This window comes from Hymenobacter sp., from assembly GCF_036387835.1.
Lineage (GTDB): Bacteria > Bacteroidota > Bacteroidia > Cytophagales > Hymenobacteraceae > Hymenobacter.
In genome coordinates this window covers 38,112-61,857 of the sequence record NZ_DASVSY010000069.1, presented here as the reverse complement: position 1 = coordinate 61,857, position 23,746 = coordinate 38,112, and the positions used below count along the sequence as shown (strand labels likewise).

The window sequence follows — 23,746 nt, the reverse complement described above, 5'->3', positions numbered from 1 at the left end:
CAACTGCTAGACGTCTTCGGAAGGCTGTATATTAAACGATTTTAACCATATGAATAAAATTATGGCACCTGCCAATAAACCAGATTCTATGCAAACTCGCCCTACCTTTGTCAGTCAATCTGACACCATGCGCGCGTTCTATTTTCTATTTCTAGTTCTGCTGTTGCCACTTGCCAACCCGGCTCTGGCTGCCCAACCCCAACTGCTGCTGGACGTGGCCCGATTCCGCAACATCGACATGAGCGTGAAAGGCAACGTGGTAGAGCTCTATGCCACTGTGCCTGGCCAATGGCTGACTTACATGCGCCGGGCACCCAAAATGTACCAGGCCGCCGCCATACTGACGTTGGAAATCGTGGGTTCTAACGGCCAGGCTGCTTATCAGGAGAATATCACGCTTAAGCCCCCGGTACTAAGCGACACCACGGCCGCCATCAAAAATCCACTCAGCTTCCAGAAGCGGCTGATGCTGCCCGACGGCACCTACAGTATCCGTGGCTTGGTACGCGACCAATACCGCAACAGCCAACAAGCCCTAGTGGAAATGCCGCTGGTGTTGGCCTCTACTGAGGCCAAGCCCACCCTCAGCGACGTCGTATTGCTAGCTAAACCGGCGGCTAAGGGCGCAGAAGCCAGCAACTTCAGTCGCGGCGGCTTTAGTTTAACGCGGGCTCCTGGTGGCCTCTATACCCGCGGGGCCGACAAAGTTTGGCTGTACACCGAACTCTATAATGCTACGCCCGAACAGGAAGTACAGCTTCGTTACCGCCTACGCCAGGTTGGCGCCAAAACCGACGCCTTGGTTCAGCCGAGCACAACGCGCGGTTTGGCCGGTCGGCCCACTCCTATAACGGGCGAATTAGATCTAAGCAAATTGCCGCCCGGCGACTATACTCTCACGGTAGAAGTCAGGACCACCAAGCAACTGCTAGTTGCTCAAACTGCTACCGTGCACCGAATAACCAAAGACTATACCCCGGCCGGTGCAGGGGCTCCTGCCCGATGAGTAAAGCTACTTCCACTTCTTATGCTTGGTATTATCGCCCGCTTAATTGGCTGCTGCTTGGAATGGCTCACTTGCCGCTCGCGGTGCTGTACGGGCTAGCCGACGGCATCTATTTCCTGCTGGCATACGTTGTGCGCTACCGCCAAAAGGTGGTGCTTACAAACCTGCGTAACTCATTTCCTGAAAAGCCGGAAGTTGAAATCCAGCGGTTGCAGAAGTTGTTTTACCGCAATTTTGCGCAGGTAATGGTGGAAACGCTGAAGCTAGCAGCCATGCCCGATGCCGAGCTGAAACGACGGGTAATCTTCCGCAACCCCGAGGTACTGGAGCGGCATTTTGCGCAGGGGCGGACCGTACTTGGTTTGTCGTCGCACGCGGGCAATTGGGAGTGGGTGCTTACTTCAGGCGCTATCTGGCTGTCGGCCCACGCCGATGGGGTGTATAAGCCGCTGATGAATCCGTTCTTCGAACAGTTTCTGCGCCAGCTGCGCACCCGTACCGGAGCTGGCCTCATCCCCATGCGCGATACCCTGCGTGATATGGTGCAGCGGCGAGGCGAAGTTCGGGTGGTTAGCATGTTGTCAGACCAGGCGGCTGGCCCCGAGGACCGGCCTTACTGGACCAGTTTCATGAACCAGGACGCCGGGTTTTATACCAGCGCCGAGCGGCTGGCCAGCCGCTTCCACTGCCCGGTTGTTTACGTGAGCATCCGTCGGCTGCGGCGCGGCTACTACGAAATCATCCTCACCGACCTCTACGACGGCGATTCCCCGCTGCCAACAGACAGCTTCCCCATTACCGAGGCCTTCGTGCGCCAGTTGGAAAGCGACATTCGCGCTTTTCCCGCCGATTACCTATGGAGCCACAGGCGGTGGAAGCATAAGAGGTGAGCTTGTGAACTTGTGAAATGATGAGTTTGACGTGCCACCGGTGCGGCTGGTGCGGATAGAACGTCAAACTCACCATTTCACAAGTTCACAAGCTCATAACTTCGCCTCACAAATACTGCTCGATGTCGCCGGCGCCTTGGCGGATTAGCTCGAAGTCGTCGTTGGTGCAGTCGATGATCGTACTAGGTACGTTGTTGCCAAAACCGCCATCGATGACCAGGTCGACGAGCAGGCGGTACTTCTCGTAGATGAGGTCGGGGTCGGTTACGTATTCTTCGAGCGTGTTTTCGTCCTCGCGCACCGAGGTGCTGATAATGGGGTTGCCGAGCTCTTTTACCAGCTGGATGATGATCGTGTTATCGGGTACTCGGATGCCGACGGTTTTGCGCTTGTTGCCGCCTTGGCGCGGCGCTTTGGCGCTGGCTTCAAAGATGAAGGTGAAAGGACCAGGCAAGGCTTTCTTGATGACCTTGTAGGTGGGCGTGGTGATGCCGTGGGCGTAGTCGGCAATGTGGGAAAGGTCGGAGCAGATAAAGCTAAGGTTGGCTTTGTCGGGGTTCAGCCCTTTGATGCGGCACAGCCGCTCCACGGCTTTGGCATTATGAATGTCGCAGCCGATGCCGTAGACGGTATCGGTGGGGTAGATGATGATGCCACCTTTGCGGAGCACTTCCACCACTTGTTGAATGCGATTCTGGGGTGGATTATCGGGGTGAATGCGGAGCAGCGTAGCAGGCATGGTGAAACAGGGGAGTGGCAGGATGAAACAAACGGCCCGGCGGCCGGAGCGGGGCAAGGTAGCCGATGTGTTAGACTTCTGCCTACAGTCTTCGAGTAAAATTGCTGTCAGGTTGCCTGTTGCTTAAACCCAGCCTACAAAAAAAGCCTCTACCAGAAGGCAGAGGCTTTTCTAGCACAATGCGAATAAATTAGCGCTTAATGACCTTATGAACCGAGGTTTCAGTGCCATCCGTAACGGTAACGGTGTAGTTGCCAGCAGGTAGGCTGCGCAGGTCGAACGAACCATCGGCGGCGGTGGTGCCACGCAGTACGCTGCGGCCAGCCAAATCAGCAACTGCCACGGAAGCTTTGCTGCCCTTGCCGTTCACCTGAATGCGCAATGCATCGGTAGTTGGGTTGGGGAATACGCTCACGTTGCTGTTTTTGGAGCCATTGCGGGTACTCAGGGGGCCTAAGCCGACAACGCCATAGGTACGCACGTTGTCGATACGCCAAGAGCCACCGGCAGCTTCTGCGTTGTAGCCATAGATACGGAACTCCACTCGCGCTGTAAGGCTCGCAAAAGTGGCAGGCAACACTATCTTCTTATTAGTGCGGGTTAGGTCGTCGTCCGGTACGTTTACCGTTGCAATGTTGGCAGCGAAGTTGTCGAGGCTAGAGCGGATGGCCCAATCACGGATACCGGTACCAGAACGACGCTCGTCGAGGACCAGGCTATCGAGCCGCATTTGAAAACCAACGCTTGGCTGCACCGAAAACGCAAAATAGTCAGTAGCTTCAAGAGCCGTCTGACTCCAGTTTGTGGCGGCGAAGGTGTTGGCGCCGGCAGAAGCCGTAACTCCCGTTCCACGCGACATGGAGCTGAACGAGGCGTTAATGGGCTGTGCGTCTACCGCAACAGTGGCTTCAGAACCCGTTGCGCCCGTAAAAGTGTACGTGGCTATTTGCGCGTGTGCTGCGGTGCCGAATAAACCAAGGAATGATAGCAGGGCTAACTTGTGCAACCGGCAAGGGTACAATTTTTTCATACAGGTGAAAAAGAAAATGAATAGTAGAGAAAAGAGGCAAGTAAAGTAGTTTGAAGGCACAAAATGCCTTAAGGATGTGTGGATGAAGATTAAAATGGAATGTAAATGTTTTGCTTAGTAAAGGTAATAATACAAACCCGAAAGCTTGCATACAAAACCTCAACATTAGGCACTACTAGATTCCGCGTACTTTTGAGCAGGTAAACCTAACTCAATCTGTTTCGCTTAGCTAAGCTGTCAACTGGAATTTTATGTTCTGGTAACACCTCTGACCTATCTGCTCCCGATGGCCAAACCCCAAGTCGACTACAAAGCCAAAGCTCTCCGCCGCCGCAACCTTTACTCCTATACGGTCGGCATTATTGGCCTGTTGCTCATCACCTTTTCCTATTACTTCTACCAGGTTTTTTTCACGGCAAACGTCGAAACCAAAGGCCAGCCCACCTACGTGCTGGTGCGGCGGGGGCAGTCAGCCAAGTCGGTACTCGATTCGATTGATGCTACGGGTGTTATTGTCGATAAGCTGTCGTTGCACTTTGTGGCCCGCCTCATGAAGTACGACAAGCTGGTGAAGCCCGGCCGCTACGAGTTGAAAGATGGCTACACCAACCGCCAACTCATCAACGACTTACGCACTGGCCGCCAGTCGCCGCTCAAGCTAACCTTCCAAAACATCCGCCTGCGCGACGAGCTGGCCCGCAAGCTCAGCACCGCCATCGACTCCCGCCCCGGCCAGTTCGATTCGCTGCTCAGCAGCCCGAGCTACACCAAAAGCCTCGGCTTCGACACGACCAGCATCCTCACCATGTTCATCCCGAACACCTATGAGTTATACTGGAACTCCTCGGCCGATAACCTCATGCAGCGCATGAAAAAGGAATACGAGAAGTTCTGGACCCCCGCCCGCGACGCCAAGCGCGAGAAGCTGAACCTGACCCGCGCCCAAGTCAGCACGTTGGCCAGCATCGTAGAAGCCGAGCAGCAACAGCACGCCGATGAGCGGCCTCGCGTGGCAGGTGTGTACCTCAACCGCCTCAAGCGCGGCATGAAGCTGCAAGCCGACCCCACCGTGGTGTACGCCAACAACGACTTCACCATCAAACGGGTGCTCAACGTACACCTGGCGAAGGATTCTCCTTACAACACCTACCTGTACGGTGGTTTGCCGCCCGGCCCGATCAACCTGCCAAGCATTGCCAGCATCGACGCTGTGCTCAACCCCGAAAAGCACGACTACCTCTATTTCTGCGCCAAAGAAGATTTCAGCGGCTACCATGCCTTTGCCCGCAACGAGCAAGAGCACCTCGTGAATGCCCGCCGCTACCAAGCCGCCCTCACGCGAAGCGGGATTATGAAGTAAGTTTTGATTGTTGAATTGTTTGATTGTTACAGGGTTGGTCGTGCTGACGAATCGTTGAACAATCAAACAATTCAACAATCAATACCATGTACCAATCCGACACCAAAATTCGAGTCCGCTACGCTGAAACCGACCAGATGGGCTACGTCTACCACGGCAACTACGCGGCTTTTTTTGAGGTGAGCCGTACCGAGGCTTTTCGGCAGCTAGGTATCAGCTACAAAGACCTCGAGGCTAGTGGAGTAGGTATGCCCGTTGGGGAAATCCGGACCCGTTTCCGCCGGCCCGCTCGCTACGACGACCTGCTGACGGTGCGTTTATTGCTGCGCCAGCCCGCCGAAGGCTCCCGGGTGATGTTTGAATATGAAATCTATAACGAGGCAAATGAGTTATTAACGGAGGGGCACACGCTCATGGTGTTCGTAAGTACCGCTAACGGTCGACCCGTTCCCATTCCCGAGCAAATCCAAGCCAAGCTAGCGCCCTACTTCACCGACGATGAGCTAACCAGCCCCCTTACCCCACCGCAAGCTCCCGTAAACGCCCCCGCGCCCGCCGCATTTTTGAAAAAATAAATTGTTGATTGTTGAATGGCTGATGATTCGTCATTTTCAACAATCAACAATTCAACAATCAACAATCATCCTATGCACCTGCCAGTTCGTCGGTATCGTTTGCCGGATCTGCGCCGTCGGCGCAGCTACCGGCGGTTTATTGTGTGGTCGAAGCGGTTGCGGATTGCTGGTGGCAAGGCGTCGGTGTATGACGTGGTGGACCGGATGATGCAGGAGTTGAAGCAGGATAGCGTAGAGAAGCGAGCGGGCTACATGGCGTTCAACTTCACGGTAGCCCTGTTCCCGACCATCATCTTTCTGTTCACACTCATTCCGTACCTGCCCATCCCCAACCTGAACGTTGACATCCTGCAATTCCTGGCCGATCTGATTCCGGGAGAGATGTACAAGGTGGTATCGGGCACTATTGAAGACATCGTGAACATTCCGCACGGTGGCTTGCTCTCCTTTGGTTTTGCTACCGCGCTGGTGCTGAGCAGCAATGGTATTATGGCCTTGCTCGATGCCTTCGAGAAGAAGTATCCTTCGTTCAAAAAGCGGACGTATGTGCGCAAGCGCGTCATTGCGACGCTGCTTACGGTGGTGCTGTCGTCGGTGCTGCTGGTGTCGGTGGCGGGTATCTTCTTTGGGACTTATATTATTGATGCGCTGGTGTTCGAGGAAATTGTACCCGAGCAATACACCAGCGAATTAATCACAGTCATCAAGTATGGGTCGGTGGTTGGGTTGTTTTTGCTTACTACCTGCCTGGTGTATTACTATGTGCCGCCGGTGCACGACAAGTGGCCGTTCCTTTCGGCCGGGGCGGTAGTAGCCACGCTGCTAATTTTCCTGGTGTCGTTCCTGTTTATTCTCTACGTCAAGATCTTCGATTCCTACAACCACTTCTATGGCTCTATTGGGGCACTGGTGGGCTTTATGGTGTGGCTGGACTTTGTGTGCATGACGCTCATCGTGGGGTTTGAAGTGAATGTAAGTATTGATGCCGTAACGGGCCGCCTGCGCAACGAGCCCCACGGCTTGCGGTTGCTGGACCGGCTCCGCGGTAAAGAAAAAGAAGTGAAAGTTAGAGCCTGATACTCAGAGGTAAATGGGCGAGTGCTCCACAAAACGCAGCTAAGCCCCGAAAAATATGCGGTCAAAAGTTGTGACGAGTGCGGCGCACTGCTACTTTTGTCGTCCCAAATCAGGCGGGTTAGATTAACAGAGAGGTGGCAGAGTGGTCGAATGCGACGGATTCGAAATCCGTTATACCTGCAAGGGTATCGGGGGTTCGAATCCCCCCCTCTCTACATTTTTACAAGTAACATTTAGCAAACACCATTTAACAGTCATTTCAAAGTGCTAGCTTTGAGAACTGTTGAATAACCTAGAGAGCTGGCAGAGTGGTCGATTGCGGCGGTCTTGAAAACCGTTGAGGGTTAAACCTCCGGGGGTTCGAATCCCTCGCTCTCTACAAAAAGCCCCGTTTCTGAATCAGAAACGGGGCTTTGTTTTTATGGTAAGTTGCACTAATCAACGCATTGCAAGGCACTATTACCTGCTTACTGCGTTGTGTGGCTACTCGGTGGTTTGAGTTGAGGGCAATAACTTTAAAAATGAGCCAGCAATCAACTAATCAACACAGGGACAACTCCGGTTGAGCTTGCGCGTATTGCAATTGCTTTTAAGGCCTCGGAATGCCCCGGCAGCCTGTTAAGTTCCTCGTTACATCATGCTGAATTGGTTGCTCCGGAGTTTGGTGTTGGTGGTGCTGTTGGTTCCTTTTTCTGCCTCAGGCTATTCGGTGCTTACCCACCAAGCCAATATCGACTCGTCGTGGACCCGCTGTTTGCTGCCGCTGTTGCAACGGCGCTATCCGGGGGCTACCGAAGAGCAGCTTACTGAGGCAAAGGCCTATGCTTATGGTGGGTCCATCCTGCAGGATATGGGCTATTACCCGATGGGCTCCAAGCTGTTTACCAACCTAACCCATTATGTGCGAAGCGGCGACTTTGTGCGTAATCTGCTCACCGAAGCACATGGCCGCAACGAGTACGCGTTTGCCCTAGGAGCGCTGGCCCATTACACTGCCGACGTCATTGGGCACCCCGAAGGCACCAATAAAGCCATGCCTTCGGTGTATCCGGAACTGCAACAGAAGTTCGGCAACAACATCACCTACGAGGAAGCTCCTATTCAGCACACGCAGCTAGAGTTTGCCTTCGACGTGGTGCAGCTGGCTACTGGCCGCTACCGCACCGCCGAGTATCAGCGCTCCATCGGGTTTAAGGTTTCTAAACCCGTATTGGAGCGGGCTTTCTACAAAACATATGGCCTGGAGCTAGGCAAAGTGGTGTTCAACGTGGACCTAGCTATTGAGTCGTTTCGGTTTGCGGTGCGCCAATTGATTCCGATTGCCAGTAGGGCCGCTTGGCAGTCGCAGAAAAAGGAAATCCGGCGGCTTAGCCCCCGGGCCCGGCGCCGCGAATATGTGTATAAGCAGAGCGAGCAAGACTACCGGCAACTCTACGGTACCGGTTATCAAAAGCCCGGCACCGGCGCGCGTATCCTTTCTTACTTCGTGCGGGTGCTACCCAAGATTGGCCCGTTGCGGCCATTCGCCTTCAAGCTACCCACGCCGGAGGCGCAGAAGCTATTCAAGAGCAGTTTCCACAGCGTGATGGTAAACTATTGCCAATTGGTTGAAGCCGAGCCTAAAGACACGGCCGCGGTAGCGCGCCAGACCCTACCCAACGCCGACTTTGATACGGGAAAGCCAACCAAAGTAGGTGAGTACGACCTAACCGATGAAACCTACGGGGAATGGCTACGCCAATTATCCGACAATAAGTTTGCTGGCCTCACTAGGCCCGTCCGTCAAAACATCCTGACCTTTTTTGGGCCTACTCCCAAGGCACCAATTGATAAAGACGAAAAAGAAGAAAAAATCAGAGCCAAGACAATGGAGGCTTTAGCTCAACTACGGGCGCTACAGGTTGCTCCTTGAAGGCTATCCGGATAGTGCGTATTGTCAGGCTGAGCTTGCCGAAGCATCTTGCTCATATGCTATTCAATGAAGCACGCGAGATGCTTCAGCAAGCGGACGCCAGATAGAGCATAGCGGTTGGTTGGCAACGTCAGCACGTCAGATGCTTTGGTTGTGCTTCTGCATGACGTTTTGCCTATTCGGATGCCCCCTTAGTATTGCGGCGCTTGTTTTGCTTGGCTTGCACCCGCAGTGTGGTCAGTAGCTCAGGATACTACCTGCAAAAAAGCCCGCCAGATTAGCTGGTGGGCTTTTACTTCGGAGCTAAAGCTAGTTCCTGCGAAGGCGAGCTAGGTGTAGAGCTTGCCTAATTAGTAGTGGCGGTACGCCTTGTATGCGCGGTAGCTGGCATGATGCAGGCAGAGCGGGAACCGGCTTTCCGTTTTCAGTGGCATGCGGGGTAGCAGCCGAAAAACCGAGGAAGTAGAAGTGACTTCGAATGAAGCGAAAGTTGCTACTACTACCAGCGCCCAAACAAGCAACAGCCGACAGATACAAGTAACCATGGTGCAATAGCTGTGCGATGGAACGAAGCTTTTTCCCCGGCCTGCCACTAGCGAATCCGGTGAAGAAGTAGTCAAAACTACGGTGCTACTTGCGGGCAGAGGAGACTATTCGCTGAGCTAAAGCAATAACGCCACCAAACCAGTCAACACCCCGACGAAGCCACCGGTCTAGCTCCTCATTAGGCCTGAGAGCGAGGCTCCGAAAAAAATTTATCTTTGGTTTCACAGCTCCTCACTAGCACCCGAGCAGGGTGGGAATTGCGTTACCCAATCTATGCGTATATCCAAAAACATAGATTTACAAGACGGAAGTATCTGTGAGTTGTCTTATGAGGAAGACGAACAATGGCTACGGGCCACCTGGGTAGGGTACATTGACCCCCAAGAAGCCTATGATGGGGCTGTTAACTTTCTTGACACTATGAATAAGTTTCATTGCCCCTTCCTGCTCAACGACAATAGTGGTCTGCGCGGACCCTGGTTTGATTCAGTGGAATGGCTGCGAACGATATGGGCACCACAGGCCTCGCGGATGGGACTACGCTACATTGCGCACGTTTCTCAGCCCAAAGACCTAGTCCATGAGGTTGCTATTTTGGAAGCCCATTCGTTCGGTGGCAACATCGAGATTCAGCTCTTCGACCATGTGCCCGAAGCCGAGGAGTGGCTACGTGAGCAACGACAGGCGAAGACAGCATAGACAGGTATATTCCGAGAGCAACGAGGTGGCTGCACCTAGAGTCACGGCTAGGAAGCGCGGATTATTGCGGGGTTTGCACCAAGCCGCTGCTTAAGCGGCGCAGCACTATCTCGGCTTGCTTGGCCTGATACCGGATGTCGAGCAAGCGCACTTCTGCGTCGAGCTGGGTGCGTTGTGCTTCGCGTAAGACGATAGGAGTGAGCAGTCCCAAGCGGTAACGCTCCAAGGCAATAGCTACGTTTTCGCGGGCCAGCAGAATGTTAACTTCTTCCAGCTCCAGCAGCTGCAGGCGGTTTTGGTATTGGGCAAAGGCTTGCTCGGCCTCGGCCTCCAACTGAAGCTGCGTTTGGTTGAGCAGCAGTTGGCTTTGTTCTTCTGCAATGCGCGCGTTCTGCTCTAGACGGCTGCGGTTGAAGCCATCAAAAATAGGAATAGACGCCACCACCCCGTAGTTCGGCCCGAACACGCGGTTGGTGTTAGAGCCCAGGACGCTTCCGTTTGCAGTATTAATAAGGAAGGCGTTGTTGATGTTGCGGTTTACGCCGTAGCCACCGGTTAAGCCAAGCTGCGGAAAACGGCTAGCTCGCACCAGTCGCCGATCGTAAGTAGCAACTTGGGTGTTGAGCTTGGCTTGCTGTAAGCGCGGGTTGTTTTGTGCTAAGGCCTGGTTTACCGTTTCGCGCGTCAGGTCGCGGGCGACAACAATAGAGTCGGCGGGGCTGAAGTCGATGCGGGGGGCGCGGCCGAGTAGCGTGTTGAGGTTGACTTTGGCTCGTTGCAGGAGTTCCTGCTGCTGAATCAGGACGGAGCGGTCGGCGTTGTAGTCCACGCGGGCCGTAAGTACCTCCACTTTAGCGCTGGCGCCCACGTCTACCCGCGCTTGCGTGAGGTCGATACGGGCCTGTCCAATTTTGAGCGCTTCTTCTATGGAGCCGATCTTGCCGAACTCCCGAACCACCGCGTAATAGGCATCGGTGATGTTGGTTACGGTTTCTTCGATGGTGGCCCGGGTGAATTGGCGCTGGCTCTCATTAAGGGTCTTGAGCCGGTCATAGGCGATAAACATGCCTAACCCGTCAAAAATAGTCCAGGTGGCAGTGGCGTTGGCGTTCAAGGTATTGGCCCTGCCGCCGTTGATAACCACAGGTTCCGACTGTTCCCGTACCTGCCGCGTGTTGTTGATGTTGAAGGTACGGGTGAAATTGCCGTTTGCTACTGGCAGCTGGCCAGCGTTACCGCGCGTCACGTTGTTTTCCGCAATTCGCTCGTCCTGCCGCGATACCCGGATATCGTAGTTGTTTTCCAAGCCAATTCGAAGGGCTTCTGCCAGGGTGAGCGGCGCCGCGGCGGCTACGGTTTCGGGCTTTTCGGTTTGCGACTTCGACCGGGGTTCCTGCGCTGGCCGTGCTGGTTGCGTAGGCTGTTGGGCCAAGGCCGCAAAGGGTAGCAGCAGCGCCAACGCCGCACTCACAAAAGAAAAACGATAGACTTGAAACTGCATTCGGAAAACTATGCTAAAACTAAACGCTGGTCCTCTGCTCCGTTGAGCAGGGGAGGAGTGATATCAAAGAGAAGCCCCTACTTCCTAAGTACTCCAGGAGGTAGGGGCTTTAGTTGTTAAGCAGTTACTTTTTTGGTTTTCGCCTTGGCGCTATGCTTCTTGGCCGTGGCGAAGTACGAGTACATAACGGGCACTACGTACAAGGTAAGGCCCGTTGCAAAGAGCAGTCCGCCCACCACGCCGATGCCCATGGCGCGGCGGCTGAGGGCGCCCGCACCGGTAGCAATAGCAATGGGTAGAATACCCAAAATAGCGCAAAGGCTGGTCATCAGGATGGGGCGGAAGCGGGCGGTAGCTCCTTCTACCAGGCCGGTCATGTAATCTACCCCTTGCTCAACACGCTGGTTGGCAAATTCCACGATGAGAATACCGTTCTTGGTTACCAAGCCCACCAGCATGATGATGCCGATTTGCGAGAACAGGTTCAGCGTTTGGTTGAAGTACCACAAGCTCAGCAACGCGCCCGAAAGGGCCAGCGGTACCGTTACCATGATAATAACCGGGTCGCGGAAGCTTTCGAACTGCGCGGCCAGCACCAGGTAGATCAGCACCAAAGCCAAACCGAAGGCGAAAAGGAGCGACGAGGAGCTTTCCTGGAAGTCGCGGGACGCGCCGGATAGTTCGGTGGAAAAGGTTTCGTCGAGCTGCTTGTCGGCAATGGCTTGCATGGCGGCAATACCGTCGCCGAGAGTTTTGCCGGGGGCCAGCGAAGCCGAGAACGTAGCCGAGTTGTAGCGGTTGAAGCGGTAAAGCTGCGGCGGGGTGCTGCTTTCGGTGAGGCGAATTACGTTGTCGAGCTGCACGAGCTGACCATCGGCGCCTTTCACCGACAGCAGACGCACATCTAGAGGCTGGTCCCGGTCTTCACGCGCCACCTGCCCGATAATCTGATACTGCTTGCCTTCCTTGATAAAGTAGCCGTAGCGCTGGCCACTGAGGCCTGCTTGCAGCGTCTGGCTGATACTCTGCACCGATATACCAAGGCTCTGCGCCTTCTCCCGGTCGATATTGACGCGCAACTCGGGCTTGTTGAACTTCAAGTTAACATCAACAAACTGGAAGGTAGGGTCCTGCCGGGCCGCGTCCAGAAACTTCGGGACGGCCGTCCGAAGCTTGTCGAAATCCTGCGTCTGCACCACGAATTGTACTGGCAAACCGCCACCACCCGAGCCAATACTTTGGTCTTGCGAAACCGAGGTGCGAGCGGCCGAGAGGCGTCGCACGCCCGAAGTAAGCTTGGAGGCAATTTGATCCTGAGTAACCGGCCGCTGATCGGCATCGAGCAACAGAACGCGGGCGGTGCCGGAGTTGGAGCCGCCCCCGAAACCGGGCGAAGTCACGGCGAATACACTGCTTAGATTTTTCTCCCCTACTGAGTCCATGGCCAGCTTGGTAACCTCACTCATGTAAGCATCCATAAACTCGAAGGAAGCTCCTTCCGGACCAGTGGCATTCACGTTTACGCGGCTACGGTCTTCCACCGGCGCTAGCTCCGACGGAATGGTCTTAAGAAAAAACCAAATGCCTACGCCGGTGCCAGCTACCACCAGCCACGCCAGCCAACGGTTGCGCAGGAAAGTGTGTAAGCTGTCCTGGTAGCCGCCAATAAGCTTCTCAAAGAAAGGCTCCGTTTTACGATAAAACCAGTTGTGCTTTTCCTCCCGCTTCAGCAGCACCGAGCACATCATGGGCGTGAGCGTGAGGGAAACGAAAGCGGAAATCAGTACCGAACCGGCCACCACAATCCCGAACTCGCGGAACAAGCGCCCCGTGATACCCGTCAGGAATACCACCGGCAAGAACACCGCCGCCAGTACCACCGTGGTACTAACTACGGCCAGCAAAATCTCTTCGGAACCCTTAATGGCTGCTGTCTTGGGGTCTTCGCCTTCTTCGATACGGGAATAGATATTTTCCAGTACCACAATGGCGTCGTCCACCACAAGCCCGATGGCGAGTACAATAGCCAGCAGCGTGAGCACATTGATAGAGAAATTGAGCAGGTACATCACGAAGAAAATACCCACCAACGACACCGGAATAGCCACCACCGGAATAAGCGTGGAGCGCCAGTCGCGCAAAAACAGGAAGATGATGATTACCACCAGCACGAAAGCCTCGATGATGGTGTGCTCCACCTCGTTGATAGACTGGCGGATGAAAACCGAGTTGTCGAAGCCCGGCTTCAGCACTAGGTCTTTCGGCAGGTCTTTGCCGTAAAGGGCAATGCGCCGGTTGAATTCGTCGGCAATGTCAATCTGGTTGGAGCCCGGCTGCGGAATAACCGCCAAGCCCACCATCGGTACGCCGTTTACCTTGAAGATGGTCTGGTCGTTTTCGGGGTACAGTTCTGCGTAGCCGATGTCGGAAAGCCGCACCAGCGACGAGGCGTCTTTGCGGATGATGAGGTTGTTGAAGTCCTCGATGGTGGTCAGGCGGCCCATGGTGCGCAGGGTAAGCTGCGTACTCTCGCCTTGCACCGCACCACTCGGCAGCTCCACGTTTTCGCGGGTAAGGGCGGCCTGCACATCCACCGGCGACACACTTAGCGCCGACAGTTTCACGGGGTCCAGCCACAGACGCATCGAATACTTCCGCTCGCCATACACCCGGATTTCCGAAACGCCCGGAATTGTCTGCAAACGTTCTTTAAGAGTGTTGTTGGCATAATCAGTCAGTTCCAGTAGGTTGCGCTGGCTACTGCTGAGGTAGGTCATCACAATGGGCTGCGAGTCGGCGTTGGCCTTGCTCACTACCGGCGGGTCGATGTCGCGCGGCAGTCGGCCTTGAGCGCCCGATACTTTGTCGCGCACGTCGTTGGCAGCGGTTTCGAGGTCGGCGTCGAGGTCGAATTCCACCGTAATCTGGGTGCGGCCGTCGCGCGAATTGGACGTCAGGTTCTTGATGCCGGCAATACCATTCAAGGCTTCTTCCAAGGGTTCCGTCACCTGGCCCTGCATCACGTCGGCCGAGGCCCCGGTATAGCTGGCCGATACGGTAATAATAGGCGGGTCAACGCTAGGGTATTCCCGGATGCTGAGGTACCGGAACCCAATCACACCAAATATCACGATGACGAGGCTCATCACGATGGCGAGAACTGGACGGTTAATACTGGTTGATGATAAACTCATAGTTGTTTCACGCAGTGTTTCGCAGTGGGTAGCGCCGTGTCTCGCAGTGTCGTTCAACAGTCCACTGCGGACTACTGCGTTTGCTACTGCGAGACTCTGCGCGAAATCTTACTTGGTTGCTCTAACCGGATCCCCTGGTTTCACCTGGAGTATGCCGGTTCGGATAACACTATCACCCACGGCTAGGCCGTCGGTGATTTGAATTACTTTTTCAGAACGAATTCCGATTTTCACTTTCTTCGGCGTCATTTTACCTTTCTGTACGGTGTATACGCTGTAGCCGCTGGCTTCCGGAATCACCGATTCGGTGGGTACCTGCAGGGCACTCGTCGATTCGCCGAGTTGCAGGTTTACCCGCACAAAAGCGCCGGGGCGCAGTTCGTTTTTGGTGTTGGCATAGCGGGCGCGCACAGGTTGGGTGCGGCTCACCGGGTCGATCTGCGGATCGAGGGCATAGACTTTAGCCTCGTATTGCTTGTTGGTGCTTTCGTCGGTTACGTTCACAACGTCGCCCACTCGCACATTGCTGGCAAAGCGGCCCGGCACGGCAAAATCAATCTTAACGGGCCGTATGCGGGAGAGCGTAGTTATTTCGGCACCAGGACTAACGTAGGTACCCACCGTAGCAGTAGTCAAACCGAGCACACCATCGAAAGGTGCCCGCACGTAGGCCTTACTAAGCGTAGCCCGCAAAGCCTGTAGGTCTGATTGGGCAGTGAGCAGCTGGTTGTTGGCTTGCTCGTATTCCTGAGCACTGATATACTCCTTGTCGAGCAGGGTGCGCTGGCGCCGCTCCTGGTCACGGAACAGCTTGATGTTGTATTCCTGCTTGCGGATGCCGGCCTGAGCCTCGTCGGCGTTGATGCTGAAGAGCAACTGTCCTTTACGAACTGGCTGCCCTTCACTGATATGCAGGCTGGTGATTTTGCCGGATAGCTCGCTCTTAATGATTAATGACTCGTCGGCCAGCACCGAACCGGTGGCTGCTACCTGGTCGGAGAGGTTGGTGGGCTGTACCACGTACACCTGCACGGGTAGGCGCTGCGCGCCTCCTTTACCACCGGCGCCACCGCCACCGGGAGCACCCGCACCGGGCCCCCCTTTGCCGCCACCGCCGCCTTTGGCAGTAGTGGAAGGAAAGTACTTTATCTTCACAAAAACCAACCCTGCTACTAGTGCTAATGCCAGAAGTATCCACAACACCCGATGGCTTTTTCCAGCGGGGGCCTGCCTTACTTCAATTTCTTCTTGTTCTTTGGTTTGCATACTATAAAAGGGTTCTAACCGGAGGCGTGTGGCTGCATGGCTTGTTTAACCGCAACCAACGTTTCACAACGCTAATAGCTGGTTTTAAGTTGACTTAGAATGCTAGAACTAGGCCCGCACGGCGGTAAGACACTAAATTCGCCCTCAGGTTGCAGCTTTCCTTGATTCAGCAAGAAACCCGGTTCGCTACGCAGCCAACCGGGTTTCCGATTATAACAAGAAGCCTAGTCTCTAGTTACAGTGCTTTTTCGTTGATGTAGCTCTTCGCTAGATTGTTGAGCTTGGTGTCAGTAGCCTGCTCTTCGCTGAGCGTTTGGTGCAGCAAAGCAGCCGCCTCTGGTTGTCCAACGCGTTGCGCGTAATATGCCGCCGTACCATAGCCCGCAATTTCGTAGTGCTCGACGCGCTGCGCCGAAGCAATAAGGCCAGCATCCTTTACCTCGTCGGTAGCGTCCTCGTGGATCATGTCGGAGCCTTCTTTCAGGATGCCTTCCATGGCTTTGCATTTGTGGCCGGTCAGGCTAACGTCCAGCATCTTGCCGATTTGCTCTAAGCGGGTCACTTGGTTTTTAGTTTCCTGCAAGTGGGTCTGGAACGCCGTTTTCAGGCCTGTATCTTTGGCTTTAGCCGCCATCTGTGGCAACACTTCCAAGAGTTGGTTTTCGGCGCTGTACAGGTCTTTGAGTTGCTCGTGAAACAGGTCGTCGAGAGTGGTGAGTTTATCTGAGAAGAGGCCCATGATATAGGAGGTGTTAAGATGGAAATCAAGTACTTCCGATACGTGCTCAACAACAAGGACGTTGCCCCCGTTTTGACTGCCAACGTCTGGTGCCCTACCTTCCGCTCCCTTTTTTCCGTGTTTCCAGCCTATGAGCTTACCCCGCAACCCCAACGAAGTAAGTCGTAATTTTTTCGAAGAAGTACACGAGGTAGTGCGTTTGATACCACCTGGCCGGGTTTCCACCTACGGGGCCATTGCCCACTACCTGGGCGCCCGGCATGGCGCCCGCATGGTCGGTTACGCCCTCATTGCCGCTGCCCCCGCCCGCGGCTTAGAAGATATTCCGGCGCAACGCGTGGTCAACCGCAATGGGCTGCTCACTGGCCGCATGCATTTTGCTACGCCCACCGCCATGCAGGAAGCTCTCGAGGCCGAAGGCGTGCGGGTAGTCGATGACCAGGTAGTAGCGTTTAAGCAGCTCTTCTGGGACCCAAGCGTGGAGTTGGAGTAGCGCCGGTGAATGCATCACGGCCGCTGCATTTTCTTGGTGTAGAACACACCCTCTTTCGCTGGTGCGGCTTCCAGTATGGGTTTGTCAGCTTCGGCTTTCGCCCGTAGCTCCACATAATTTGTGGCCGTAAAGTCGGGAATAAAAGAGTAACACGTTGATTCCACTCCTTCCGTACAAAGCGTCACCTCACGTATTTTACTGGTCCACGGGATTTGTAGGAAATTATTGGCTGGCAAATTCCCCAGCGCCTTGCCGTTCAGTGAAACAGTAATAGCGTTTTTAGCACTACTTGGCCGACGGTATACTATTACCATAGCCGTATCACGCTGGCTGCAATGCTCCAAGTACTCAAAATCTGACACCCGGCCGGTAGCCATATCGAGCGTATATTCCTGGCGGTGACCAGTGGTGGCGGCGGCGGCAATGGCGCTGCCGGCTAACCCGCCTACAAAGCCAGCGGTACTTACTGCACCGGCATTGGCACCGGCGTGGCCTTCAAAAACAAAGTCGTTGCCGGCTCGTCGAAGTGGGTAGTAGCGGTTGCGGTAACGGATATAGAACTGCTGCCCATCCGAAAACCCCCAAGCTTTGTTTACCTCCATGCGGGTAGCGCCGGCACCATTATAAAGTTTTATTTCCTGCGTGCCCTGCCACTCAGCACTACCTCACGGCTTCTTCTCAATTTCGAAGAGAGCAGCCGTGTCGGGCTGATTATGGCGAAAATCCAGAAAGCTCTTGTAAAGGCCACACTTTGGCGTTTGAGCCGTCAAAATGGGGTAGGTGTAAGCTTCTGGTACCCGGCCATGAGCATATCGAATTTGCTCTGCTGTAAGAGGCCGCGCATTGTTTAGGCGTTGTTCCCAGGGCAAGGTGTTCACCAAAGTAAGGCCACGCTGAAGACAGGCAGCAATGTTATCATCATGAAATGCAGTGGTTTCTATGCCGCCGCGAATCTCTTCGTCGGCGTGACGTAGCAGAACGTAATACTGGCCATCGGGCTGTTGCACTAGGAAATCCACATCGACAACGGCTCTGGCTTTCTCGGAGGTGACCTTAGTTACTTCTCCTATGCGCAAATTATGGATGCGCATAATAATCGGGCGCGAACCGGGTTGGGCTGGCAGCTGCGTTTGCAGCCATTTAGTGAGGCCAACCGCCGCCCCATCCTTGAAATTGGCTGGTACCGGGATGTTATTCAAGCCACGCTGCACCCGGCCGATGGTACTTTTGTTGATGCGTAAATCAATTACCTCTGCTACATAAAAGGTAGGGTTGGTGATTTGAATTTTTTGGTTGTGCAAATCAACTTGATACATCGGCCCTTGAGCGTAGCCAGTGAAGGGAAGCAGCAAAAGGGGTAAGTAAAAAAGCTTCATAAGGGGAGACGAGAAAAATATAAATAGTACATAGTTTGCTACAGCATCCGGCCACGCGACTAACCTGCGGCTACCTTCTCACGAACCAGAACCCTGCCAAGAGTGACAACTATGCCCAGCTGGTACTCAAGTTGGCTTCAGTGAAGCTCGGTATCAGTTCCAGGCACAGCCCAAATGCACAAGCGTATTAGCCGTTGTCTTGCCAAGGCAGCGAAAATAGCTTGAGCATGTTTAATGCGACTGAAGAGCTTATGCAAACTTGCCTCTAGCAATAGACTGGCAATAGAATAAACTAGCTCAGCTGCGCGCTCAAAGCGGGGCGTGTCTCCCCAGTGTTAGCAGCAGCGAGGATAGCGCCGCGTACTTCCTCCGGACTGGCGTTCTTAAGCAGATAGCCATGAGCGCCTTCTACTTTTAGGCTTTCAATTAGCTCGGGCTCGTCGTGCATGGAGATAATGATAACGCGGATACGAGGGTATTGGGCGCGCAGCAACCGTACGGTCTGTAAACCGTCGAGGTTAGGCATTTGCAAATCCATCAATATCACTTCTGGAAGATTGCCCTGATCGAGCCGATGAAGTAGTTCCTCGCCGTCGCCGGCTTCAAAAAGAACTTCCATACCAGGGAAACCGCTGATGAGCGCACGCAAACCCTTTCGAAAAAGGATGTGGTCATCGGCTACGGCTAAACGAATTGTTGCAGGTGTCATAATAGGGAGCTAATAAGGGCAGGTATTTGAGAAGCAGTAATATACGGTACTGGCAAAGAAATCCAAACCTGGCTGCCGGCCCCTAGCTCCGACTGATAGCGGAGGTCACCTTGCAACACGGCTACCCGGCTGCGAAGGTTAGTAAGGCCATGGCCGGTGCGGGCACCGCTCAGGGGTAAAGCATCCACTTTAGACGTATCGAAGCCGATACCGTTGTCGGTATAATGCAAAGAAAGCGTATCCGTACCAAAGTCCACTATAATATCGATTTTGTCGGCGTGTGCGTGCTGCAGACCGTTGCCAAGCAACTCCTGCACCACACGATATACGATAAGTTCGTAGTGAGGGTCGAGGCGGCGGGGCTGACCGCGCTGCTCGAGGTTGAGGCGGGTAGGGCCATCGGTGGGTACGGTGCGCGCCAGCGCATCGAGCGCAAAAGGCAACCCGAATTTTTGCAGGGCCGCGGGCAGCAGGTTGCGCGAAATGCGTCGGACTTCGGTGATGGCCTGGTCGAGCAGACTACTGGCCTCCTGGGTCAGGGAAGGGTGGCCGAGTGAGCTTAAGTGTAGCTTCACAATAGCTAGGGTGGTACCCACTCCATCGTGCAAATCGGCAGCAATACGACGACGCTCGTCTTCCTGAGCTAACAGAGCCGCCTCCAGCGCTTGCTGCTGAGCCATTTCGCGTACCTGACGCAGTTGTTCCTGTTGGCGGAGCAGCCGGCGCTGATAGCGAAGCACAAATGCCACAATGCCCAAAGCAAGCAGTAGCAGCACTGGCGTAGCCAGCATAACAGGAATCAACCAATTATTCATGTAAGCAATAAAACGATACTGGGGCAAGAAATCAGCGCAAGCAAAAATCAGCGCAAATAAACTGAACTACAGCGGGTTTACACAGAAATAAATTACAAAATGACAGGCTGCTGAGGCAGTAAGGTAAGAATCAATGCACCAGCGTGAGCATAGGATAACATAGTGGCTGAAAACTACAGTACCAACCCCAGACCCACCAGCAACAGCTAACGATTATCCTGCCACTAAACAGTAGGGAACATCTTGGTACAAGATTGAATCCAAACTCTTCCTTACGAGTAGTCTGTTAAACTGATGTGCTCTTTCTTTTCTCGAGCTTCTGCGTTTAGAGCGGGTGCTGTTAGTTGTCGGCAACGAGCTCTGGAGCCAAGGAGCGCAGTGCCCACTTGGTTGTTGCGCTTGTTGGCTCCAGAACTAACTCATTGTGCGCGCCTGCACACACCGCTTTGCCGTACTGTTAGCGGCAGTATGCAGACAGCACTTTCAACGGCGCGTAATACGCCGGGCATATGGTGGAGCAGATGCTATGGCTGACGCTGGTGGTTGCACCCGCCCAACCAGCCAGAACGCCCGGGCGATAATTGCGTTCAGGACAAGGCTCAGGAAGGAATTTACCATCATCATAATCATTTCCTGCACGCCAGACACTGAGTCTTGTAGCAGAAAAACCATCACAGTTCCAGCGAAATAGGTGATTACTCCTATGCCTATCACGAACATAGGATTTTGCTCGAGGGAAGTGGTGCGAAGCTCCCGCAAGAGCTGCTCGAAATACAGCAAAACCGTTGCAATCAGCAACACACTTTCCAAGGCCACCGTGTATACGGTGGTGGCTCCCAAACCACTCAGGTAGAAGAAGTCAATAAGGGCAGTTACGAGAAACACCACGGCTGCTACACGCAGTAACCGGCGAATCTTTTGGGAGCGTAGCACTAGATAGAAAGCGTAGCCTAAAAACAGCGCTTCCAGTATCGTAACTATGTTCCAAACAAAGAGGTTATGGCGTTTTAAGGCAAATAGAATTTCGCCGACAATTGTTAAAATTGCCCACATCACACAACACCATAAAACCACTTTATGGTGCTTCTGCAGAACAAACCAGCGTTGATAGCCTACCCAAATCGGCAGCAGCAGGGAAAGTTCTCCGGTGTAAGTGAGGATGGTTCGGAACTTGAGTATCCATGCAAAATCTGGCGTTGGCATCACTCACAGGTGGCTAACTATGGTTCAGCGGGCTAATTACGCAAATATCCGGGCAGCCTTGCCCCTTATCAACCGCTATGTTCTGCTCCCTGGTCAGGTCGCCGTCTACGGTTGCACCTACCAGTACAAAACACTCTTTGCCTTCCGAATTGATGGCATTGTAGATACGAATGCCAGTGGCTCCATCTTGCTTGGATAGAGCCTCGAATACATCAGTGCTGAAGAACACTGATTTCAAGCCTCCTGCATGATCATTTTGATAAGCTGCAGTCCAGGCTATGGCTTTGTCGAAGCTGATCTGTTCTCCTACAGTATTTCGGGGTTTGCGCTCGTCGAGAAGGCTATTGGAAGAAAGGGGTTCCATAAGATTAGGTGAGTAAGATGCGGAGAGGTAGTTTCTATGCACTTTGGATTAGTACATTCAAATATATGTTAAACTACATTATTGGCCGCCATTTCCGTCATTTTACTAGCCTCTCGAGGTTGTTCTACATCAAAACAACAAGCCGCCGTTGGTATCGCGCGGGGCGCGGGGGGCACGTTTAGGAGTTGGTGGGGTGAAGAGCGGAGTAGCTTCTTCGGTAGGAGATGAGGGGAGGTCTTCTTCGTCCTGGTCGAGGTTTTCGAACACCCGGTCGATGGCGTCTTCGGCGGTGCGAAGCTTTTGCTTGCAAAGCCGGATAAGGTGGGCAGAGCGCTGTACGCGAGCCGTCAACTCATCTACATCAACGGTGTCGGTTTCCAAGGCGCGCAGAATAGTTTCAAGCTCTGCTATGGCGTCGCGGTAAGTGGTATCCATGAGGGGAAGTAGTGAAATTGTAGAGTGGCGAAGCGGTTAAGAACAGCCCATGCTGCTTGCCAGATGGACGCCAAGCAGCAAGTGCCGACCATTATGATGGCAACTCCCTTTTGCTTGGAGGTTAAATAGGAATGCTGTTTTGTTTGCCAGTTAACGCGTCTTGCTGGTTTGCTTTTTCCAGCAACAGCACTTCGGCGCGGTGCAGCAGGCGCTCGGCAGCCAACTGAAGCTGGTAGCGGCGGTGGAGCAACTGCTCGCGGCGGCGGCGGTGCAGGCGACGGAAGCGGCGGGCCAGCGTAATGCCCAGATGCACCAGGCGACGCTGCTGACCTACCGCGGCGTGATGGGCCGCTCGTTGGAGGGCATGGCGTTGTTGGCCGAGCTGCAGTTCCTGCTGCCGCAAACGCGCCCGCGCCAGCGGCCCAGTGGCCCGTACGCGCTGACGTAAAGTGTTGCGATGGTCTTCTAGCTGCTCTTGCGCGGCCAGGTGGGTACGGCGCCCGACTCGGTCGAGGCGGGCAGTGGCATCCTGGAGCTGCTGCGCTGCCAACTCCCGAATACGGCCAGCATAGCCGTCGAATACGGCATCGAGGCGGGCGAGGCGGTCGGCAAGGAAGGCGGCTACGGCCGTGGGGGTTTTCAGGGCCAGATGCGCCGTCAGGTCCACTACGGCTTCGTCACGCTCGTGGCCGATACCGGTAAGGATTGGCAGCGGAAAAGCACCGATGGCTGCTGCTAGCCCATAATCATCGAAAGCTAATAAGTCGGTCTTCGAGCCTCCGCCCCGGATGATAACGACGGCGTCAAAGTACTGGCGGCGTTTGCGAATGGTGTCGAGGGCGGCCCGGATGCTGCCCGGGGAATCTTCGCCTTGCATACTGGCCGGGAAGAGTGCCAGCGAGAAAGCATACGGCGACTCCTGCAACTGCTGCACAAAATCTTGGAAGCCGGCGGCCGTAGGGGACGAGACAATGGCCAGCCGCTGCGGGGCCAGCGCCAGCGGCAAAGCGCGCTGCCGCTCTAGCAGGCCCTTTTCGGCAAGCTTGCGCAGCGTTTCGAGGCGCTGCCGGGCCAGCTCGCCCACCGTGTAGGTGGGGTCGATGGCCAGCACATCGAGGCTGAGGCCGTACTGCTCGTGAAACTTCACTTGTACCCGCAGCATGATTTTCAGGCCCGGCCGCAGCTCTTGCCCGGTGTGCTCCTCGAACACGGGCGCGAGTTGCTGATAGCGTTGGCTCCAGATGGTGGCTCGGGCCTGCGCTTTCAGTTGCGCACCCCGGCCAGTCTGATGCTGGTCGGTGAGGGTGAGGTAGCAGTGGGCACCGTCGAAGCGGGGCAAGGTAAGGTCGGCAATTTCGGCCACCACCCAGTAAGAATCGGCAAACCGCTCGCTCAGGCTTTGCTTCACGCGCAGCAGCAACTCGGCCAGCGGCAAGGCTACAGGGGGCAAGGAAGAGGAGAGACCCGGCTCGGGGCGACGGTTATAGAGTGGCATATACTTGTAAAGATAACAGCAGACTAGGGGAAAGGACGGAGAAAGAGCAGTTTTTAGGTAAGTAAAGGTCCATTGCAAGCACTAATTGAACTGCTTTTATGCTTCCTCGTCCTACCAATGCAGGGGTATATCATTTGAGAAAATAGCGCACGATAAGTTGAGCTGCCCAAAGTTGTGAGGGCAGCTACAGTGTTTCGATAAACTATATAAGCCGCTGTATTTCAACGCTTGGCAGAGCTATAGCAATGCCGCTTAGCTTACGGTAAAGCAATACAACCAAACCCGCACCGTACTTTTGCAATTCGCTCCTGGCTTTCCGGCT

Annotated in this window: 23 protein-coding genes and 2 tRNA genes; 10 read left to right on the top strand and 15 right to left on the bottom strand. The window is 54.4% G+C overall.

Annotated elements, in window-relative coordinates; translation table 11 throughout:
- The first annotated feature begins 88 nt into the window (after nt 1-88).
- Together VF639_RS13145 and VF639_RS13140 are read left to right on the top strand one after the other, a co-directional pair.
- Entirely contained in the window at nt 89-1,006 is a 918-nt protein-coding gene (locus VF639_RS13145; RefSeq protein WP_331146370.1) for a hypothetical protein, read from the top strand.
- Complete coding sequence (locus VF639_RS13140; protein WP_331146369.1) at nt 1,003-1,896, top strand: lysophospholipid acyltransferase family protein; 894 nt, start codon at nt 1,003-1,005, stop codon at nt 1,894-1,896. Before VF639_RS13145 ends, VF639_RS13140 begins: the two co-directional genes overlap by 4 nt.
- A 106-nt stretch (nt 1,897-2,002) precedes the next feature.
- Here VF639_RS13140 and VF639_RS13135 read toward each other — a convergent pair whose 3' ends face one another.
- Nucleotides 2,003-2,635 (bottom strand): L-threonylcarbamoyladenylate synthase, encoded by a 633-nt coding sequence (locus VF639_RS13135; RefSeq protein WP_331146368.1) that lies wholly within the window; start codon nt 2,633-2,635, stop codon nt 2,003-2,005.
- Between the two features lie 190 nt (nt 2,636-2,825).
- Nucleotides 2,826-3,665, bottom strand: a complete 840-nt coding sequence (locus tag VF639_RS13130) for a T9SS type A sorting domain-containing protein (protein ID WP_331146367.1) — start codon at nt 3,663-3,665, stop codon at nt 2,826-2,828.
- Nucleotides 3,666-3,951: 286 nt separating this feature from the next.
- Between VF639_RS13130 and mltG the strand changes: the two genes are divergently transcribed.
- The 6 genes from mltG (at nt 3,952) to VF639_RS13100 (ending at nt 8,589) form a co-directional block, all read left to right on the top strand.
- Nucleotides 3,952-5,025 carry an endolytic transglycosylase MltG gene (gene mltG, locus VF639_RS13125; RefSeq protein WP_331146366.1) on the top strand — a complete coding sequence of 358 codons (1,074 nt, stop codon included), beginning with the start codon at nt 3,952-3,954 and terminating at the stop codon, nt 5,023-5,025.
- An 86-nt stretch (nt 5,026-5,111) separates the two neighbouring features.
- A complete protein-coding gene (locus VF639_RS13120; protein ID WP_331146365.1) occupies nt 5,112-5,600 on the top strand; it encodes an acyl-CoA thioesterase in 489 nt (162 codons plus the stop codon).
- Between the two features lie 72 nt (nt 5,601-5,672).
- Complete coding sequence (locus VF639_RS13115) at nt 5,673-6,677, top strand: YihY/virulence factor BrkB family protein (protein ID WP_331146364.1); 1,005 nt, start codon at nt 5,673-5,675, stop codon at nt 6,675-6,677.
- A 128-nt stretch (nt 6,678-6,805) separates the two neighbouring features.
- Nucleotides 6,806-6,892, top strand: a tRNA-Ser gene (locus VF639_RS13110).
- 79 nt (nt 6,893-6,971) lie between these two features.
- Nucleotides 6,972-7,056 (top strand) — tRNA-Ser (locus tag VF639_RS13105).
- Nucleotides 7,057-7,314: 258 nt separating this feature from the next.
- Nucleotides 7,315-8,589 (top strand): zinc dependent phospholipase C family protein, encoded by a 1,275-nt coding sequence (locus tag VF639_RS13100; protein WP_331146363.1) that lies wholly within the window; start codon nt 7,315-7,317, stop codon nt 8,587-8,589.
- Between the two features lie 350 nt (nt 8,590-8,939).
- On the opposite strand, the gene VF639_RS13095 is transcribed toward VF639_RS13100, so the two are convergent.
- Nucleotides 8,940-9,134, bottom strand: coding sequence for a hypothetical protein (locus tag VF639_RS13095; RefSeq protein ID WP_331146362.1), 195 nt, complete (start codon nt 9,132-9,134; stop codon nt 8,940-8,942).
- Nucleotides 9,135-9,555: 421 nt separating this feature from the next.
- Here VF639_RS13095 and VF639_RS13090 point away from each other — a divergent pair, with 421 nt between their 5' ends.
- The gene (locus VF639_RS13090) at nt 9,556-9,834 is read left to right on the top strand and encodes a hypothetical protein (protein WP_331146361.1); all 279 of its coding nucleotides are present in this window, start codon (nt 9,556-9,558) and stop codon (nt 9,832-9,834) included.
- Between the two features lie 61 nt (nt 9,835-9,895).
- Here VF639_RS13090 and VF639_RS13085 read toward each other — a convergent pair whose 3' ends face one another.
- The 4 genes from VF639_RS13085 to VF639_RS13070 form a co-directional block, all read right to left on the bottom strand.
- The gene (locus tag VF639_RS13085; protein WP_331146360.1) at nt 9,896-11,335 is read right to left on the bottom strand and encodes a TolC family protein; all 1,440 of its coding nucleotides are present in this window, start codon (nt 11,333-11,335) and stop codon (nt 9,896-9,898) included.
- 116 nt (nt 11,336-11,451) lie between these two features.
- Nucleotides 11,452-14,529 (bottom strand): efflux RND transporter permease subunit, encoded by a 3,078-nt coding sequence (locus VF639_RS13080; RefSeq protein ID WP_331146359.1) that lies wholly within the window; start codon nt 14,527-14,529, stop codon nt 11,452-11,454.
- A gap of 108 nt (nt 14,530-14,637) precedes the next feature.
- On the bottom strand, nt 14,638-15,795 hold the full coding sequence (locus VF639_RS13075) for an efflux RND transporter periplasmic adaptor subunit (protein ID WP_331146358.1): 1,158 nt from the start codon (nt 15,793-15,795) through the stop codon (nt 14,638-14,640).
- Nucleotides 15,796-16,030: 235 nt separating this feature from the next.
- A complete protein-coding gene (locus VF639_RS13070) occupies nt 16,031-16,534 on the bottom strand; it encodes a YciE/YciF ferroxidase family protein (RefSeq protein ID WP_331146357.1) in 504 nt (167 codons plus the stop codon).
- Between the two features lie 130 nt (nt 16,535-16,664).
- Here VF639_RS13070 and VF639_RS13065 point away from each other — a divergent pair, with 130 nt between their 5' ends.
- A complete protein-coding gene (locus VF639_RS13065; RefSeq protein WP_331146356.1) occupies nt 16,665-17,027 on the top strand; it encodes an MGMT family protein in 363 nt (120 codons plus the stop codon).
- A 14-nt stretch (nt 17,028-17,041) separates the two neighbouring features.
- Here the strand turns inward: VF639_RS13065 and VF639_RS13060 are convergent, their stop codons facing one another.
- The 8 genes from VF639_RS13060 to xseA form a co-directional block, all read right to left on the bottom strand.
- A complete protein-coding gene (locus VF639_RS13060; RefSeq protein WP_331146355.1) occupies nt 17,042-17,629 on the bottom strand; it encodes a hypothetical protein in 588 nt (195 codons plus the stop codon).
- Nucleotides 17,630-17,692: 63 nt separating this feature from the next.
- Nucleotides 17,693-18,379 (bottom strand): hypothetical protein, encoded by a 687-nt coding sequence (locus tag VF639_RS13055; protein ID WP_331146354.1) that lies wholly within the window; start codon nt 18,377-18,379, stop codon nt 17,693-17,695.
- Nucleotides 18,380-18,695: 316 nt separating this feature from the next.
- Nucleotides 18,696-19,112 carry a response regulator gene (locus VF639_RS13050; protein ID WP_331146353.1) on the bottom strand — a complete coding sequence of 139 codons (417 nt, stop codon included), beginning with the start codon at nt 19,110-19,112 and terminating at the stop codon, nt 18,696-18,698.
- Nucleotides 19,109-19,927, bottom strand: coding sequence for a sensor histidine kinase (locus tag VF639_RS13045; protein WP_331146352.1), 819 nt, complete (start codon nt 19,925-19,927; stop codon nt 19,109-19,111). The genes VF639_RS13050 and VF639_RS13045 overlap by 4 nt, the downstream gene beginning before the upstream one ends.
- 483 nt (nt 19,928-20,410) lie before the next feature.
- Nucleotides 20,411-21,130: a hypothetical protein gene (locus VF639_RS13040; RefSeq protein ID WP_331146351.1), complete on the bottom strand. Its 720-nt coding sequence runs from the start codon at nt 21,128-21,130 to the stop codon at nt 20,411-20,413.
- A 13-nt stretch (nt 21,131-21,143) separates the two neighbouring features.
- Entirely contained in the window at nt 21,144-21,494 is a 351-nt protein-coding gene (locus VF639_RS13035; protein ID WP_331146350.1) for a hypothetical protein, read from the bottom strand.
- Nucleotides 21,495-21,623: 129 nt separating this feature from the next.
- On the bottom strand, nt 21,624-21,929 hold the full coding sequence (xseB, locus tag VF639_RS13030) for an exodeoxyribonuclease VII small subunit (RefSeq protein WP_331146349.1): 306 nt from the start codon (nt 21,927-21,929) through the stop codon (nt 21,624-21,626).
- Between the two features lie 121 nt (nt 21,930-22,050).
- On the bottom strand, nt 22,051-23,424 hold the full coding sequence (gene xseA / locus VF639_RS13025) for an exodeoxyribonuclease VII large subunit (RefSeq protein WP_331146348.1): 1,374 nt from the start codon (nt 23,422-23,424) through the stop codon (nt 22,051-22,053).
- Nucleotides 23,425-23,746 lie beyond the last annotated feature (322 nt).